Raw genomic sequence first — 14,441 nt, 5'->3', positions numbered from 1 at the left:
TCCCCAATTCGCGAGGCGGAACTGGTTCGCCACTCCCTTTGTTTATCGACCCGAACAGCGCGTCTGAACCGACACGGCTGTGATCAGAAAAACGGGAGACGAACGATGAAACTCAACACCCTTCTCGCGGCCAGTACCGCTACCATCCTTGCAATGTCGGCCATCCCTGCCTCCGCGCAGACCGCGGTCTCGGCGACGACCGACCTCAATGTTCGCGCCGGTCCTGGTCCCACCTACGAAATCGTCGGCGTAATCGGCAATGAGGATACCGCTACGCTGGAAGGCTGCACAGACAGCGGTTCATGGTGCCGGGTCACTGTCGATGGCACGTCGGGTTGGGCTTACAGCCAGTATCTGACAGCGGATGCGGGCGGTGAGACGGTGGTCGTCACTGAGCGCCGGACGGAATACCCGGTCGTTACCTATGAAGACGAAGGTGGGGCTGGCGAAGTGGCCGGTGCGGCGACCGGAGCCGTCGCGGGTGCACTTGTCGGCGGGCCAATCGGCGCGGCAGTCGGCGGTGCTGCTGGGCTTGTTGCCGGCGCTGCGCTGAATCCGCCGGACGAGCGCATCGAGTATGTCCGGTCGAACCCCGTGGATCCGGTCTATCTGGAAGGCGAGGCCGTCGTCGGCGCGCAGGTGCCCGAGACGGTGGAACTGCAGACGATCCCGGACTACGACTATCGGTACGTCTACGTGAACGGTCAGCCGGTTCTGGTTGACCCGAACAATCGTCAGGTCGTGTACGTCGTCCGGTGAATGTCGACTGGCCGACGAACGCTTTCTAGCGTCCGTCGGCCTCTTGTTACCGCGCAATAGCCCGGTTGTTCCAGAAAGGAGCGACCGGGCTTTCGCTTGTCCATACGAGCGTGTCGATACTGGGCGCCGCCGCCACTCCGGCGAAATGGGCCGCTTCGGTAGGGGCCAAGGGTAGAAGCCCTGAAGCCCGTCCGTACACTGGGAGACAGAGAGGCATCGGAGATTTTAGCCGATTCCACCACGGTCAGTTGCCTGGAGATCCGAATTTTCGAGCGCCCATCGGGAACCCCATCGTTCAGAAGCAGTTGAGAAGCCGAAGAACATCATGACCGATTGTCACAGTTGGTCGGCTAACAACTTGGCTCGAAGATATGTCCGGTAGTGATCGCGGTAGGAAAGCGACGGGTCCGTCAGAGATTCCACCAGCCGGCTGGAAGGACATTCTGTGGCGGGTCTACGCTGAGATAAGCGACGATCGCGTTATGCTGGTTGCTGCGGGTGTTACATACTACCTACTGCTTGCGATGGTGCCTGCATTATCAGCCTTTGTGTCAGTCTTCGGCTTGTTTGCCGATCCCTCGACCATCCAGCAGCAAGTCACAAACCTCTCGGCGGTCGTTCCGGGGGGTGGGATGCAGATTATCGGTGATCAGTTGGAGCGGCTGGCGCAGCAGGACAGCGCTACGCTTGGCTTTACGTTCGTCATTTCGCTGCTTGTCGCTCTTTGGAGTGCGAACGCAGGAATGAAGTCTCTCTTCGAGGCAATGAACGTTGCCTACGACGAGCCCGAGACCCGGGGATTTTTCAAACTTACGTTGATCTCCCTTGCGTTTACGATCGCTGCTGTCGGCGCAGCTGTCCTTTTCCTTGGTGTTGTCCTTGTCGTCCCCGTCATCCTCAGCGCCATAGGGCTGGGCCAAGGAGTGGAATGGCTAATTAGAATCGGCAGCTATGTCGGCATGGCCATTCTGGTCTCTCTCGGGATCGCCGCCCTCTATCGATGGGGTCCCAGCCGGGAATCCGCCCAGTGGAAATGGATCAGTCCCGGGGTTCTTCTGACGATGGTCCTCGTCGTCATCACCTCCGTGCTGTTCTCCTGGTATGCCGCGAATTTCGGTTCGTACAACGCGACATACGGTTCGCTCGGCGCTTTGATCGGTTTCATGACGTGGATTTGGCTTTCCACGACGATCCTGATCGTCGGCGGAGAACTGAATTCGGAAATGGAGCATCAGACCGCAAGGGATTCAACGACGGGAGAACCTCGTCCGATGGGCATGCGGGGCGCGAAATTTGCAGACCATGTCGCCGGTAGCGGCGGTTCGCGCCGTGCATCCGACGAGGCTGGTCTCGCGTCTGAAGCTGCCCCGAACCGGACCCGCCGGGACCATCCGAACGCCCGGAAGCGAGTGTCCTGGGGGACGTTAGCTTTTGCTCTGCCCGCAACGCTGATCCTGGCTGCCATGCAGCGACGGGACAATCACCGATGATCGATGAGGATCGAATGCCGGCACCGTGCTCCACCAATCCCACCAGCGAAAAGGCCGCCCCATGAACAGCATCATCTACGTCATCGGACTGATCGTCGTCGTCCTCGTCGTCCTGTCTCTCCTTGGCATCAGCTGAAAGGTTTGAACCTATGACCTCTGATAATCCATCAACCCCGTCGAAAACTGGGACCCGTCAAGCCCAGGATGATCTCGACCAGACGAGAGATCGCGTTCGGACCGAAGCCCAGTCGGCGAAAGATGAAGCTCGCAATGCCGCAGACAGCATTCGCGAGGCGGCGTCCGATCTTTCAGGGAAGGCCCGTGCCCGGGCGCGGGAAGAGGGTGAAAAAGGGAAAGAGCAAGCCGCGGGCAGTCTCGACGACTTCGCTGCAGCTGTTCGCAACGCATCTGACGAGTTGGGAGAGCGCGATCAGTCGATGGCGTCGAGCCTGGTTCGCGAAGTTGCCGGCGGGCTCGAGCAGGCTTCCCGAACCATTCACGGCAAGGATATTGGCGAGATTACGCAGTCGGTGGCTCGTTTCGCACGGGAGCGGCCTGCGACATTCCTGGTCGGCGCGGCGCTCGCTGGACTGGCGTTAGGCCGTTTCGCTCGTTCATCAGGCGAGCACGACCAACGCGATTACGCCGGTGGCGAAGGAAGGGACGAAGCCAGCCGCAACATGGCCTCTGCTGACCGTTCCAACTCCCCTGTCGGTAGTCGAGTACCTGCTGGTTATCGCCCCTCCTATTCGGACCAGCCGCGGCCGACGGAAGGCGCGTTCCCAAGAGATCGCGACCCTGTCACAGGAACCGCCCGGGGTGTCGGGGCAGCTCCAAGTATTCCGAAGCGCCCGGCGGGAGAGACGTCCTCAGCGTCAAGGGCTACTGCCGCTTCGCCCCTGAGCCCATCCACAAACACCACGTCTTCCCATCCTAAGCGCTAAAGGGGAAAATCATGAGCGTTGATCCCAACGATCCGCAGTCGCGTTCGGAGACACGAACGACAGCAGAGCCGCGCTCGCTGCCCGACCTTGTCGTGCATGCGCTTCGCGAGACGAGTGAACTCGTTCAGACTGAGACGCGCCTCATCCGGTCAGAAATGTCGGACAAGATCACCCAGGTCGAGGCGGGCGGCGGACTGATAACGGCGGGTGCAATCTGCCTTCTTGTTTCCCTGATTACGCTGACCGCGGCGCTTGTCACTGCGATCTCGAAAATCGGCGATCCGGACATCGGACCAGGCTGGGCCGCACTGATCGTTGGAGTAGCTCTCGCAGCGGTTGGTGCGGTGCTGCTTATGAAAGGGAAGAAGGAACTCGCCCCCGGCAGCCTCATGCCGTCCCGTACAACCAGGCAGCTGGGCAAGGATGCAAAGCTTGCCAAGGAGCAAACCCGATGAGCAGCGATACCGATCGGCTGGAAAGAGAAGCCGAAACTCACCGTTCCAATCTGGACTCGACGTTCGATGCCATCAGGGATCGTCTGTCGGTCGGGCAGATCGTTGACGAGTTTTCCGGATACCTGAAGGAAGGCCAAGGCGCGGATACGGTCAAGAATCTGGGTCGCCAGGTTCGGGATAACCCTTTGGCGCTTGGCTTGGTCGGAGCGGGCCTGGCCTGGCTTCTCCTCGGTGAAGGGACACGGGCGAAAACGCACGAAGCTTCCGATCGCTTGGCTCGCTGGCGAGAGGACCGCGAGTACGATCGGTTCGACGAGGCCTTTCCGGCAGACGATCGACGGTACGCGGAGAGAACCGAAGCGGGTCGTACCTCCTTCGGCAGTTCGGGGGCGGGCGGTGGATCGTCGTCTGCGTCCCCTGCGGCCACTTCGGGATCCAGTAGCTCTGGAATGGGCGATCGGCTCTCCCGAGCGGTCGGATCCGCGGGCGAGGCAGGTTCGAATGCTGCTTCGAGTGTATCGGATACCGCGAAGGGCTTGGGCCACTCCGTTTCCGACGCAACGGGTTCAGCGGCAGACGCGACAACCCGTGGCATGCACGACGCCCGTGATGCGATGAGTTCTGCGGGATCGGCCACCATGGAGAGCGCTCGTCGTACGGGGCGGCAAGCGTATCGCGCCGGTTCGCGAGCACAGCGCAACGTCGCAGACCTTATTCACGACGAGCCGCTTGTATTCGGAGCTGTTGCCCTTGCGATTGGTGCAGCGGTAGGGGCGATGCTTCCGGCCACCCGTCAGGAAGATGAATGGATGGGCGAGGCGCGAGACCACGTCCGGGATGAGGTTTTCGAACAGGGCCGCGACACGCTGCATAAGGCCGAGCACGTTGCAGGCAAGGCTTATGAAGCAGCGAGCGAGACTGCGGAAGACAAAGGCCTGAAGCCAGAGACGAATGACGCGGGCTCGCAAACCGTGGCGCAGAAGGTTTCGGGCGTAGCCGAAGCCGCTGGCGGGAAAGCCAAGGAAGAAGCGAAGCGAGAGGGGCTTCTGTAAAAAAGTCGGCGACCTCGACAAGTGTGACCTTGTCGAGGTCGCGGCTTTCCGATGGGGATCACCGAGGGGCAGCGGCATGATGCCCCCGGAGCTGCGCAAGGCTTAGCCACGGCGGTCTGATTGCGTGGGGCCGGCTGGCACTTCTCGTTAACCATGCTGAACTTATCGCTCATTCTGCTGTCGACTGCGAAACCCGTGGCCATCGCCTGCCGGGGTTAGACGAGATCGTCCTCCGGCGCTGACAGCGTTTGCCGCCATGGCGCGGCACCGGAGCGACCTCCATGATTTCCGACTTGTCTATCCGCCTTCCGAGAGAGGGCGGCCCCGCCGCGCATTCCGATCCCGTCGCTCTTGGCCGGATCCGCCGCAAGGCGTCCACCCGGCGTTATCTGCCGGCGGGCACCGTCCGCTGCGTCGGCCTCCCGCTGTTCCGTTCTTCGCTGGCCCACGACCTGGGCTGCTCCTCGATCTCGATGAAGAGGTCGAGGCCTGGCAATGTCTGCCGCATTGCGTCGACTTTGCGTCGACTTTGCCGATGGCGATGGCGTGATCGTCACGCATGTGCCGGACTTTCTCGTCCACTATGCCTGTGGATCGCAGGTTTTCCGCGACGCCGGGCCGGTGGAATTGGCGCCGATCGACGAACCGGTCGTCTGGAGTGCCATCTGCGAGAGCGAGATCCGGGCGGAGCCCGCCATCTCCAATGCCCGTGAGATGCTCCGGTATGCCCGAAGAATGGTGCCCTTGGGCGATCGCATCCGGCTGATCGCCCACCTCGAGGACGCGGGATCGGCGACCCTCGTCGACGCCACCGCCGGCATGCGCGAATCCGCCGAACCCATCGGCGCCGTGATCGCCCTGGTGCTGCAGCGGGTCATCCGGATCGACTGGGGCGAGAAGCCGGACGTCGTGCCGCGTTTTTGCGCGATGCAGGGTGCATCGCGGTGGCGGGGCCGGGCCGATCCGGCTGGCGCTTCCCGCTCTCGTGTCGAGGCGCGCCAGTTCGTCGCTCGCTGACGTGGGCGGCGGCGTGGTAGGACGCTGTCTGTATCGTCATCGCAACGGGGAAAACCGATTGTCCGCAGCCATGGGCCGGAAGATTCTCACACTGGCACTCGCCCTGTGCCTCACCACGACCGTCGCCTCGGCACAGAAGCCGGTTGCCAGCATCGAGGCGCAGGTGAAGCGGTGCTGGACCTCTCCGTCGGCGCAGCGAGCCACCTCGGTCCGGCCGATCACCTTCGTCCTGCAACTTGCGCCCGACGCCGATCTCGTGAAGGCGAGCACCGACTACGTGCCGGCGAATGCCGTCGAACGGACTTTGCGCGATGCGGCGGTGAGGGCGATGAAGCGCTGCCTGCCGTTGCGCGCCCCGGACGCCCCCTATGAGGAGTGGAAGGAAACGCGGGTGACCTTCGAGATGGAGAAGGCCTCGGGGGCGTCGCAGTTCGAACTGCCGGACTGATGTCGGCGATGCGGCCTGCCGGTTTGCCCGCTGCGGCGATCGGCGATACGCAATCCGCCCCGGGCGCTACGGCGCTGCTCTTCGAATGGTCCGACGTCTCCCATGCCGGTTTCGCTTTCCACCATCGCCATCGACGACCCGGCCGATCCGCGGGTCGAGCCGTTTCGCAATGTGCGGGACCGCGATCTCGTCGGCCGTGACGGCTTCATCGCCGAGGGCACGGTGGTGCTCGACCAGCTTCTGGTGTCGCCGCGCTTCCGGCCGACATCGCTGCTGATCCTGCGCAACCGGCTGGCCGGACTGGCCGATCGGCTGGCGCGGTTTCCAAACGACGTGCCGATCCATGTGGCGGACCAGGCGGTGTTCGACGGGATCGCCGGCTTTGCCGTGCATCGCGGCGTGCTGGCCCATGGGGCGGAGCGCGGAGCCCGGCCGTCGGTGGCCGACACCATCGCCGCGGCCGGCGGGCGGTCCATCGTCATCGCCGTGGGCCTGTCCAACCACGACAATCTCGGTGCGATCTTCCGCAATGCGGCGGCGTTCGGCGCCGGTGCGGTGCTCTGCGACGCGACGAGCTGCCATCCACTCTATCGCAAGGCGCTGCGGGTGTCGGTGGGCACGGCCCTGACGGTGCCCTGGTGCCGGGAGGGGACGGGCGAGAGCCTCGTCGCGGCGTGCCGGGCGGCGGGCTACCGCGTCCTGGCGCTGTCGCCGGCCGGCGATACACCGCTGGCCGGGCTGGCGACGGCGGGGCGCACGGCGCTGTGCCTCGGCGCCGAAGGGCAGGGGCTGTCGCCGGAGCTGATGCGCGCGGTCGAGACCGTGCGGATCGAGATGGCGCCGGGGCTCGACAGCCTGAATGTCGCGACCTCGGCGGCGATCGTCCTGCACCGGCTGTTTGCCGGGGATGGCACCGCGGCGTAGCGGGGAGGCAGGCGCCAAGAGCAGCCAACAGCCGGCACGCGGCACGGACGATCGGCGGCGGTGGGGCGCAGGGTCGGCTCGGCTGTCAGGCGGGGGCGCTCGACTGTCGGGCGACGAGGCGCCGGCGGGCGCAGGTTACTCGGCGGCCTGTCCGGTGGTTTTCGATTCCTCGGCGCGCAGGCGCCGGACCCGGCCGGCCAGTGTCGGGCGTCCGCTCTCGGCGGTGCCGGTCTTGCCGGACTCGTCGGCGGCCAGAATGCGCTCGATGACGGAATCGGGACCTTCGGCCTTGCCGGTCAGGTGGATCACCCGTGCGGCGATGTCGCTGATGCGTTCGCGCAGCGCTTCCTCGTCGTCGTCCCCGCCCAGCGGATGGGCCGGCAGGTCGAGATGTTCTTCCAGCTGGCGGCGCACGGCCTCGGCGCTGACCGGGGCAGCGGCAGCCACGACCGGAGTCTTGTCGATGTCGTCGGGGGATGTGTCGTCCGACCGGGTCGCCTGCGGCAGATCGGTGTCATCCGCGTCGTCGAGGCTGTCCCGGCCGCCGGCGTGCAGCGCCAGGCGCTCGTCCTGGTCGGCGAGGCGCGCGGTGAGGCGGATGACCTTTTCCTCGAGCTTGCGGGCGGTCGCCTTTTCCTTCTGCAGGCTGGCGTCGAGGGCGCCGACCTGGCTGCGCAGACGGTCGATCGCGTTGTCGCGCTCGCGGCCGATGCGCTCCTGCGAGCGGACCTCGTCCTGGGCTTCCTCCAGCCGGGTCTCCAGCGACACGATGCTCAGCTTGCGGTCCTCGGCGATGCCGGTCAGGTCTCGGAAGCGATCGGAGAGGGCGTTCATCTCCTCGGTGCGCAGGTCGAGGTCGTGGACCGTCTCGCGCAGCTCTTCCTCGAGCTTGCGATAGTCCTGCTCGCGAGCCTCCAGGGCGGCGGAGAGCTCCTTCAGGTCGGCGACGTTCTGGGCGACGGTCTCGGTGAGGACCCGGTTGCGGCCGCGCAGATCGGCGTTCTCGACGGCGACGCGGCCGGCCTCGGCGCGCTCCAGCGCGGCCTTCTCGCGCACGGCATGGGCTTCCATCTCGCGGCGCCGGGATTCCATGGCGGCCTGGGCGCGGACATGGTCGTAGCTGGCGCGGATCTCGTTGGCGCTGACGGGAATCGTCGCCTCGAACTCGCGGCGGGCCAGTCGCTTGGCGCGGCGCCAGACGATCGGCGACACGAGCAGGGCGATCAGGGCAGCGGCCAAGAAGCCGAACAGGAATATCAGGCCGGAGGCGATCATGGGGACCTACGCTGGGGGCTTTCGGATACCCTTATAACGCACGAAGCGACAATAGGGGCCGAGGCCCGGGCTTTTCGGTGCGCGATTCACGGTCCGGTATGGTCATCGGGCAACGCTTGCGGCGGCCGGGCTGACCGGCCGCCGCGCGGGTGATGGGCTCAGAAGGGATTCCAGGTCGGCATCGGGGTCAGCTTGAGATAGCCGAGATTGACGCCGAGACGGGCGCCGACGCCGGTCTTGATCGGCACCAGCACGATGTTGTCGCGGGTCAGCACCGTCATGCCGAGGCCGCCGACCAGATAGGCACTGCCCGACACGCCGCCGAAGCGGCCATAGACGGCTTCCACCGAGGGCAGATCGTAGACCAGCATCATGGTGCGGGCGCCGTCGCCGCCGACATCGAAGCCGAGCGAGGGCCCCTGCCAGAAGATGCGGTGCTCGCCGGCATTCTTGGTGAAGAGCGTGCCCTCGCCGAAGCGCAGGCCGCCGAAGAAGGCGCCGGCGGCTTCCTCGCCGAGAATGTAGCCGTTCGGCAAGCCGAACTTCTTGAACGCCTGCTCGACGACCTGGGCGAGGCTGCCGGAGGTGGTGCCGAAGAACTTATGGCCGGTGGCGATGACCTCGTCGGTGTTGTAGCCGCTGGTGCCGGCCTGGGCGTAAGCGGGAGATGCAGCGCCGAAGCCTGCGACGAGGAATGCGGTGGCGGCAGCGAAGAGGAGACTGCGGACCGCCCCTGTTATGGCATTCATGTTCGGTTCCTTTCGACAGGGCGGGCGCGGGCGATCGACGACCGACCCGGTACCCGCTTGCGACGCGATATCCGGCATTTGACCAAAACATGCTTTCCAATCGCCTAACGCCCGCAATGTGCGTGTCGCGGCGGTACGGATGACGCGGCTCGGTTGACGGATTCCGGGCAGGAACCCATGCTTTGTGCCAAAGCGAGACGGCTGATTCGCCGTCGGCTCCCCATGGCTCGATCGAACGGAACCTCCTGCATGACAACCCTTCCCGAACTGTCGGCTGCGGATCTCGCCGCGCTGTTGTCCAGCAAGCTGTGCCACGACATCATCTCGCCGGTGTTCGGAATCCAGAGTGGCCTCGAGCTGCTGGACGACATGCCGAACGATCCCGAATCGATGGAGCTGGTCCGCCATTCGCTGAAATCGGCCGTCGCCAAGCTGCAGTTCGCCCGCATCGCCTTCGGCGCCGCCGGCTCGCAGACCGCGACGATCGACCTGAACGACGCCAAGACCGTCGCCAACGGCTACATGAACCACGAGAAGGCGGCGATCGTCTGGGAGGGCGAGCCGGGCTACGTGGCCAAGAATTTCGTCAAGATCATCCTCAATCTGATCGTCCTGGCCAACGCCTCGATCAGCCGGGGCGGGGAGATCAAGGTGGTGATCGAATCGATCGATCCGCCGCGCGCCACGGTGCGCGCCACCGGCGACCGCATCCGCATCCAGCCGCGGCTGATGGCCCTGCTCAACGGCGACGTGGCGCAGGAGGCGATGGATGCCCAGACGATCCAGCCCTATTACACGCTGTTCCTGGCACAGGAATCCGGCCTGACGGTCGCGCACGAGAAGACCGAGGGCTCGGTTCTGTTCACGGTGGCCTGACAGCCGCGCCGTTTAGGTAATGTTACCCCTGTTCCTGAACGAAACAGCAAAGATGCTGCGCTAGGACTGATCCACCACGAAGGTGTTCCGGACGGATTGTCCGGGCCCCGTCAGGAAAGGTGAGCGCCCATGCAGAGCTGTCTGATCGTCGATCCGGCTCCGGTGATCCGGAAGGTGGCGTCGCGCATCCTGTTCCAGATGGGACTGACGGTGGAAGGGGTCGCCTCGGGCGACGAGGCCAAGGCGTGGGTCGCCGCCAACGGCCTGCCGGAGATCGTGATCGTCGCGGCGTCGGCGGAAGATCCGGCCGGCGTCGAGCTGGTCCGCCATCTGCGCGCCGAGGCGGAGGGGCGGCCGACCGTGATCCTCGCCTCGATCGTGGAATCCAATCTCGGCCTGATGACGCGCCTGCGCCGGGCCGGCGTCACCGACTATATCTACAAGCCATTCGATCGCAGCGCGCTGGAAGGCTGGCTGACGCCGTTCGTCCAGGCTGCCGGCACCAGCGCGGAAGGCGCCTCGGCTTCGGCCTCGGCCGCGTAAGTCGGGGCTCTGCGGGGCAGGGCGCATCGCGCCGATCATCCGCAACAGCCAGCACGAAAACAGCCAAGCCCGAATGCCAAACGGCCCGCCGCGGGGAACCGGGCAGGCCGTTTGGAAGACAGGTCCCGAAGGATCCGGGACGCGATCAGAAAGCCGGGCGCGCGATCAGGCGGCGCCGCGGGCGACTTCCGGCTCGCGCAGCACGTAACCGCGGCCCCAGACCGTCTCGATGTAGTTCTTGCCCTCGGTGGCCGTTGCCAGCTTCTTGCGCAGCTTGCAGATGAAGACGTCGATGATCTTCAGCTCGGGCTCGTCCATGCCGCCATAGAGGTGGTTGAGGAACATTTCCTTGGTGAGGGTGGTGCCCTTGCGCAGCGAGAGCAGCTCCAGCATGGCGTATTCCTTGCCGGTCAGATGCACGCGTTGGCCGTTCACTTCGACCGTCTTGGCATCCAGATTGACCGTCAGGTCGCCGGTGTTGATGACCGACTGGGCATGGCCCTTGGAGCGGCGGACGATGGCGTGGATGCGGGCGACAAGCTCGTCCTTGTGGAACGGCTTGGTCATGTAGTCGTCGGCGCCGAAGCCGAGGCCGCGCACCTTGTCCTCGATACCCGCCATGCCGGAGAGGATCAAGATCGGCGTCTTCACCTTGGACAGGCGCAGGGTGCGCAGGACTTCGTAGCCCGACATGTCCGGCAGGTTCAGATCGAGAAGGATGAGGTCGTAGTCGTAGAGCTTGCCGAGGTCGACGCCTTCTTCGCCCAGATCGGTCGTATAGACGTTGAAGCTCTCTGACTTGAGCATGAGCTCGATGCTCTGCGCGACCGCGCTGTCATCTTCGATCAAAAGAACGCGCATCAGAAATTCCTCTTAGCCCAGCCCTGCCGATTCGGGTAAACGGCATGGCCCCGGTTTGTCTAAAGTTCGGCCCAAAAGTGGCACGAAGTGGTTAACAAATGCTCACAATCCGAACGGTCGGCCGGGCTGCGGGCATCTGTCCTGCGATGAAAGACCTGGTTTCCTTTGGTCTGACCCCGGTGTTCCGCCTGATTGAGCGATCCGCCAAAGTCGGTGCGTTCGGTTTACCCAGCCTTAAATCCTCACCCCTATGATTAATGGTGCGCGTAAACAGACGGTTAAACGCATAGCTCACGAGGCTTGCCCAAAACCGTCCGCCGCATCTTTTCCGGGCCGTCAGACGGAGCCCGTCATCTGGAGTTTGAGTGATGAAGCGTGACAACCTGGTGCGACTGACGCGTTTCAAGGTCAGCGAAAAGCGTCGTCAGCTCGAGCAGCTCGAACTGATGATGGGGGAGTTCGCCCGGATGGCGGCCGAGCTCGATCATCAGATTTCGAATGAGGAAAAGAAGGCGGGGATTACCGATATCACCCATTTCGCCTATCCGACCTTCGCCAAGGCGGCGCGCTCGCGCCGCGACAACCTGACCAATTCGGTCCAGGACCTGCGGACCCAGATCAACGCCGCGAAGCTGGCGCTGGAAGAGGCCGAGGCCGAATTGCTGCATGCCGAGAAGCTGGAGCTGCGCGACGGCCAGCGCGACGGCGACGACGACCGCCGCGAAGCCGTCGGCTGACCAGCGACCGCCCGGCGCGAACCGCGCCGGCAATCTTTCACTCAGCCCCTGGCGCCGCGCGGCGACGGGGGCGGTGACCGGTCGGCCCGGTTTTCGAAAGGCCGCGTGATCTCAGTGCCAGGACGCCAGTTGGGCGGGCCTGGCATTTTCCGTATCGGGATCGGCCACGCGGCGATGCCGCGACAGGCGTCGCGCTCAGGCCGAGCGGCCGTCAAACGGGCGGAAAAAGGCGCTAGGGGAGGGGAGCGGGAATCGGACCGGCGGATTCGTGCGCAGCGCGGTCCAAGCGATTCGATCGGCGACGGCACGGCGCCGTGAGGCGACCGCGGCAGGCGGATCAACCGGTTTGCGGCCGGCCGGAGCCGGGCGCTGAGAGCCCCGCACGAGGCGGGGCCCGATCCGACCGTCAGTGAAGGTCGGATTTCTTGCGGTATTCCTGGATCTGCGTGGTGCGCAGTCCGGCAAGCCCGTGCTGGTCGATGGACATCTGCCAGGAGACGAACTCCTCGACGGTCAACGTGTACCGCGAGCAGGCTTCATCGAGACTGAGGAGGCCACCGCGCACGGCGGCAACGACCTCGGCCTTACGGCGGATGACCCAACGTCTGGTGTTGGATGGCGGCAGGTCGGCAATCGTCAACGGGCTGCCGTCGGGGCCAATGACGTACTTAACGCGTGGTCTAACCTGATCGGTCATTGTACTCTCTACAACACTCAAGACCTAATCGAGCCCCAACCTAGAACGCCGCTCCTAAAAAATCCGTCAAGCGTCGCGTAAGGTTTCGATAACAGTTTGAAGCAATTGGCCAACTGCCTGCGAATCCCGGCTTTTTCGCCCTGACGGCGTGAAAAGTGGCCTCCGAAAATCCGCATTTCGCCGCCGCAAGCCCCGATCGGCGCCCCGCCAGGGCGAAAAATCGCGGCCGCGACGGAGTTTTTTGCGCGTCGCGAGTCGGCATTGCCGTCATGCTGCCGCCACAGGGATTTTGCATTCGGTCCCCGCCTGCGGGTAGAAGCGGGCATTCCCGTACCCACATCCCGTCCATTCGAACACGCTGCCGGAGTGGCCGATGTCGAACAGTCTCGATCTGCCGAAGCCACCCGCCGACACGCGCGTCGTCGTCGCCATGTCGGGCGGGGTCGATTCCTCCGTCGTGGCCGCGATCCTCAAGGAGGAGGGCTACGACGTCGTCGGCATCACGCTGCAGCTCTATGATGCGGGCGAGGGGGCACGGCGCGCCGGCTCGTGCTGCGCCGGCCAGGACATCCACGATGCCCGACGCGTCGCCGAGACGCTGGGCATCCACCATTACGTGCTCGACTACGAGGACCGGTTCCGCAAGGCGGTGATCGATCCGTTCGCCGCCAGCTACCTGGCCGGCGAAACGCCGATCCCGTGCGTGACCTGCAACCAGACGGTCAAGTTCCGCGACCTGCTGGCGACGGCGCAGGATCTGGGCGCCGACGCACTGGCGACCGGCCATTATATCGAGAGCCGACAGAACGGTGCCCATCGCAGCCTCTACCGGCCGGCCGATCTCGACCGCGACCAGAGCTATTTTCTCTATGGCACCACCCAGGAGCAGCTCGACTTCCTGCGCTTCCCGCTGGGCGGGCTGACCAAGCCGCAGACGCGTGAGCTGGCCGAGCGGCACGGGCTTGTCGTCGCCGCCAAGCCCGACAGCCAGGACATCTGCTTCGTGGCCAAGGGCCGCTACAGCGACGTCATCCGCAAGCTGCGGCCGGAAGCCAGCGAGCCCGGCGACATCGTCCATCTGGACGGTCGACATCTGGGCCGCCACGCCGGCATCGTGCACTACACGATCGGCCAGCGCCGGGGCCTCGGCATTGCCGCGGCCGATCCGCTCTATGTGGTGGCGCTGGATCCGGCGACGGCGCAGGTCGTCGTCGGCCCGCGCGAGGCGCTGGCGACGCGCCGTCTGACCCTGCGCGACGTGAACTGGCTGGGCCGCACCGATCCGGCGGACATGGCTGCGGCGGACGAGGAGATCTACGTGCGGGTGCGCTCGACGCGGCCGCCGGCACCGGCGCGCATCCATGTCGAGAACGGCGTCTGGACGGTGGAGCTGGCCTCGGGCGAGGACGGCGTCGCGCCGGGGCAGGCCTGCGTCTTCTATCGCGGCGAGGGCGTTGGCGCCGAAGTGCTGGGCGGCGGCGTGATCAGCGAGACCGACCGGCCGCAGAGGGCGCAGCGCGCCGCACCGGTGCTGGCCGCCGAATAGGCGCGATCAGGCGGGAAGCAGGCAGGCGCTCAGGCCGGCGAAGGACCGGTGGGTTTCCCGACGGTCGC

General features: G+C 65.1%; 16 protein-coding genes. 12 read left to right on the top strand and 4 right to left on the bottom strand.

Features of this window, described 5'->3' with window-relative positions; all coding sequences use genetic code 11:
- Positions 1–105: 105 nt before the first annotated feature.
- The 8 genes from ACEQX1_RS16420 (at position 106) to ACEQX1_RS16385 (ending at position 7,089) form a co-directional block, all read left to right on the top strand.
- The gene (locus ACEQX1_RS16420) at positions 106–759 is read left to right on the top strand and encodes a DUF1236 domain-containing protein (protein WP_187390165.1); all 654 of its coding nucleotides are present in this window, start codon (positions 106–108) and stop codon (positions 757–759) included.
- Between the two features lie 371 nt (positions 760–1,130).
- Positions 1,131–2,249: a YihY/virulence factor BrkB family protein gene (locus ACEQX1_RS16415; protein ID WP_370195166.1), complete on the top strand. Its 1,119-nt coding sequence runs from the start codon at positions 1,131–1,133 to the stop codon at positions 2,247–2,249.
- 149 nt (positions 2,250–2,398) lie between these two features.
- Positions 2,399–3,193, top strand: coding sequence for a hypothetical protein (locus tag ACEQX1_RS16410; protein WP_370195165.1), 795 nt, complete (start codon positions 2,399–2,401; stop codon positions 3,191–3,193).
- Positions 3,194–3,204: 11 nt separating this feature from the next.
- The gene (locus tag ACEQX1_RS16405; RefSeq protein ID WP_370195162.1) at positions 3,205–3,648 is read left to right on the top strand and encodes a phage holin family protein; all 444 of its coding nucleotides are present in this window, start codon (positions 3,205–3,207) and stop codon (positions 3,646–3,648) included.
- Complete coding sequence (locus ACEQX1_RS16400) at positions 3,645–4,700, top strand: DUF3618 domain-containing protein (RefSeq protein ID WP_370195160.1); 1,056 nt, start codon at positions 3,645–3,647, stop codon at positions 4,698–4,700. Before ACEQX1_RS16405 ends, ACEQX1_RS16400 begins: the two co-directional genes overlap by 4 nt.
- 495 nt (positions 4,701–5,195) lie before the next feature.
- Complete coding sequence (locus ACEQX1_RS16395) at positions 5,196–5,717, top strand: hypothetical protein (RefSeq protein ID WP_370197099.1); 522 nt, start codon at positions 5,196–5,198, stop codon at positions 5,715–5,717.
- 58 nt (positions 5,718–5,775) lie between these two features.
- On the top strand, positions 5,776–6,165 hold the full coding sequence (locus ACEQX1_RS16390; protein ID WP_155898350.1) for a hypothetical protein: 390 nt from the start codon (positions 5,776–5,778) through the stop codon (positions 6,163–6,165).
- 102 nt (positions 6,166–6,267) lie between these two features.
- Positions 6,268–7,089, top strand: coding sequence for a TrmH family RNA methyltransferase (locus tag ACEQX1_RS16385; protein ID WP_370197096.1), 822 nt, complete (start codon positions 6,268–6,270; stop codon positions 7,087–7,089).
- Positions 7,090–7,224: 135 nt separating this feature from the next.
- Here ACEQX1_RS16385 and ACEQX1_RS16380 read toward each other — a convergent pair whose 3' ends face one another.
- Positions 7,225–8,364 (bottom strand): hypothetical protein, encoded by a 1,140-nt coding sequence (locus tag ACEQX1_RS16380; protein ID WP_370193753.1) that lies wholly within the window; start codon positions 8,362–8,364, stop codon positions 7,225–7,227.
- Positions 8,365–8,522: 158 nt separating this feature from the next.
- Positions 8,523–9,113, bottom strand: coding sequence for a DUF1134 domain-containing protein (locus ACEQX1_RS16375; protein ID WP_230785682.1), 591 nt, complete (start codon positions 9,111–9,113; stop codon positions 8,523–8,525).
- A gap of 249 nt (positions 9,114–9,362) precedes the next feature.
- On the opposite strand from ACEQX1_RS16375, the gene chpT reads away from it, so the two are divergent.
- Together chpT and ACEQX1_RS16365 are read left to right on the top strand one after the other, a co-directional pair.
- The gene (gene chpT, locus ACEQX1_RS16370) at positions 9,363–9,989 is read left to right on the top strand and encodes a histidine phosphotransferase ChpT (RefSeq protein ID WP_009208808.1); all 627 of its coding nucleotides are present in this window, start codon (positions 9,363–9,365) and stop codon (positions 9,987–9,989) included.
- 129 nt (positions 9,990–10,118) lie between these two features.
- Positions 10,119–10,532, top strand: a complete 414-nt coding sequence (locus ACEQX1_RS16365) for a PleD family two-component system response regulator (RefSeq protein ID WP_228240202.1) — start codon at positions 10,119–10,121, stop codon at positions 10,530–10,532.
- Positions 10,533–10,697: 165 nt separating this feature from the next.
- On the opposite strand, the gene ctrA is transcribed toward ACEQX1_RS16365, so the two are convergent.
- Positions 10,698–11,393, bottom strand: a complete 696-nt coding sequence (gene ctrA / locus ACEQX1_RS16360) for a response regulator transcription factor CtrA (RefSeq protein ID WP_009208810.1) — start codon at positions 11,391–11,393, stop codon at positions 10,698–10,700.
- 368 nt (positions 11,394–11,761) lie between these two features.
- On the opposite strand from ctrA, the gene ACEQX1_RS16355 reads away from it, so the two are divergent.
- A complete protein-coding gene (locus tag ACEQX1_RS16355) occupies positions 11,762–12,130 on the top strand; it encodes a flagellar export protein FliJ (protein ID WP_210310337.1) in 369 nt (122 codons plus the stop codon).
- A 406-nt stretch (positions 12,131–12,536) separates the two neighbouring features.
- Here the strand turns inward: ACEQX1_RS16355 and ACEQX1_RS16350 are convergent, their stop codons facing one another.
- Positions 12,537–12,827 carry a DUF1153 domain-containing protein gene (locus tag ACEQX1_RS16350; RefSeq protein ID WP_024348827.1) on the bottom strand — a complete coding sequence of 97 codons (291 nt, stop codon included), beginning with the start codon at positions 12,825–12,827 and terminating at the stop codon, positions 12,537–12,539.
- 373 nt (positions 12,828–13,200) lie between these two features.
- Between ACEQX1_RS16350 and mnmA the strand changes: the two genes are divergently transcribed.
- Entirely contained in the window at positions 13,201–14,373 is a 1,173-nt protein-coding gene (gene mnmA, locus ACEQX1_RS16345) for a tRNA 2-thiouridine(34) synthase MnmA (protein WP_370192555.1), read from the top strand.
- Positions 14,374–14,441 lie beyond the last annotated feature (68 nt).

The sequence above is a fragment of the Aurantimonas sp. genome (assembly GCF_964217435.1).
Lineage (GTDB): Bacteria > Pseudomonadota > Alphaproteobacteria > Rhizobiales > Rhizobiaceae > Aurantimonas > Aurantimonas coralicida.
Note: the sequence above shows the minus strand (reverse complement) of the source record. Positions and strands in the feature narration are given on the sequence as shown.

What these genes read in the sequence shown, in the direction of transcription:
- ACEQX1_RS16420 (WP_187390165.1), top strand. Translation starts at nt 106, where the DNA reads ATGAAACTCAACACCCTTCTCGCGGCCAGTACCGCTACCATCCTTGCA.
- ACEQX1_RS16415 (WP_370195166.1), top strand. Translation starts at nt 1,131, where the DNA reads ATGTCCGGTAGTGATCGCGGTAGGAAAGCGACGGGTCCGTCAGAGATT.
- ACEQX1_RS16410 (WP_370195165.1), top strand. Translation starts at nt 2,399, where the DNA reads ATGACCTCTGATAATCCATCAACCCCGTCGAAAACTGGGACCCGTCAA.
- ACEQX1_RS16405 (WP_370195162.1), top strand. Translation starts at nt 3,205, where the DNA reads ATGAGCGTTGATCCCAACGATCCGCAGTCGCGTTCGGAGACACGAACG.
- ACEQX1_RS16400 (WP_370195160.1), top strand. Translation starts at nt 3,645, where the DNA reads ATGAGCAGCGATACCGATCGGCTGGAAAGAGAAGCCGAAACTCACCGT.
- ACEQX1_RS16395 (WP_370197099.1), top strand. Translation starts at nt 5,196, where the DNA reads ATGTCTGCCGCATTGCGTCGACTTTGCGTCGACTTTGCCGATGGCGAT.
- ACEQX1_RS16385 (WP_370197096.1), top strand. Translation starts at nt 6,268, where the DNA reads ATGCCGGTTTCGCTTTCCACCATCGCCATCGACGACCCGGCCGATCCG.
- ACEQX1_RS16380 (WP_370193753.1), bottom strand. Translation starts at nt 8,364, where the DNA reads ATGATCGCCTCCGGCCTGATATTCCTGTTCGGCTTCTTGGCCGCTGCC.
- ACEQX1_RS16375 (WP_230785682.1), bottom strand. Translation starts at nt 9,113, where the DNA reads ATGAATGCCATAACAGGGGCGGTCCGCAGTCTCCTCTTCGCTGCCGCC.
- chpT (WP_009208808.1), top strand. Translation starts at nt 9,363, where the DNA reads ATGACAACCCTTCCCGAACTGTCGGCTGCGGATCTCGCCGCGCTGTTG.
- ACEQX1_RS16365 (WP_228240202.1), top strand. Translation starts at nt 10,119, where the DNA reads ATGCAGAGCTGTCTGATCGTCGATCCGGCTCCGGTGATCCGGAAGGTG.
- ctrA (WP_009208810.1), bottom strand. Translation starts at nt 11,393, where the DNA reads ATGCGCGTTCTTTTGATCGAAGATGACAGCGCGGTCGCGCAGAGCATC.
- ACEQX1_RS16355 (WP_210310337.1), top strand. Translation starts at nt 11,762, where the DNA reads ATGAAGCGTGACAACCTGGTGCGACTGACGCGTTTCAAGGTCAGCGAA.
- ACEQX1_RS16350 (WP_024348827.1), bottom strand. Translation starts at nt 12,827, where the DNA reads ATGACCGATCAGGTTAGACCACGCGTTAAGTACGTCATTGGCCCCGAC.
- mnmA (WP_370192555.1), top strand. Translation starts at nt 13,201, where the DNA reads ATGTCGAACAGTCTCGATCTGCCGAAGCCACCCGCCGACACGCGCGTC.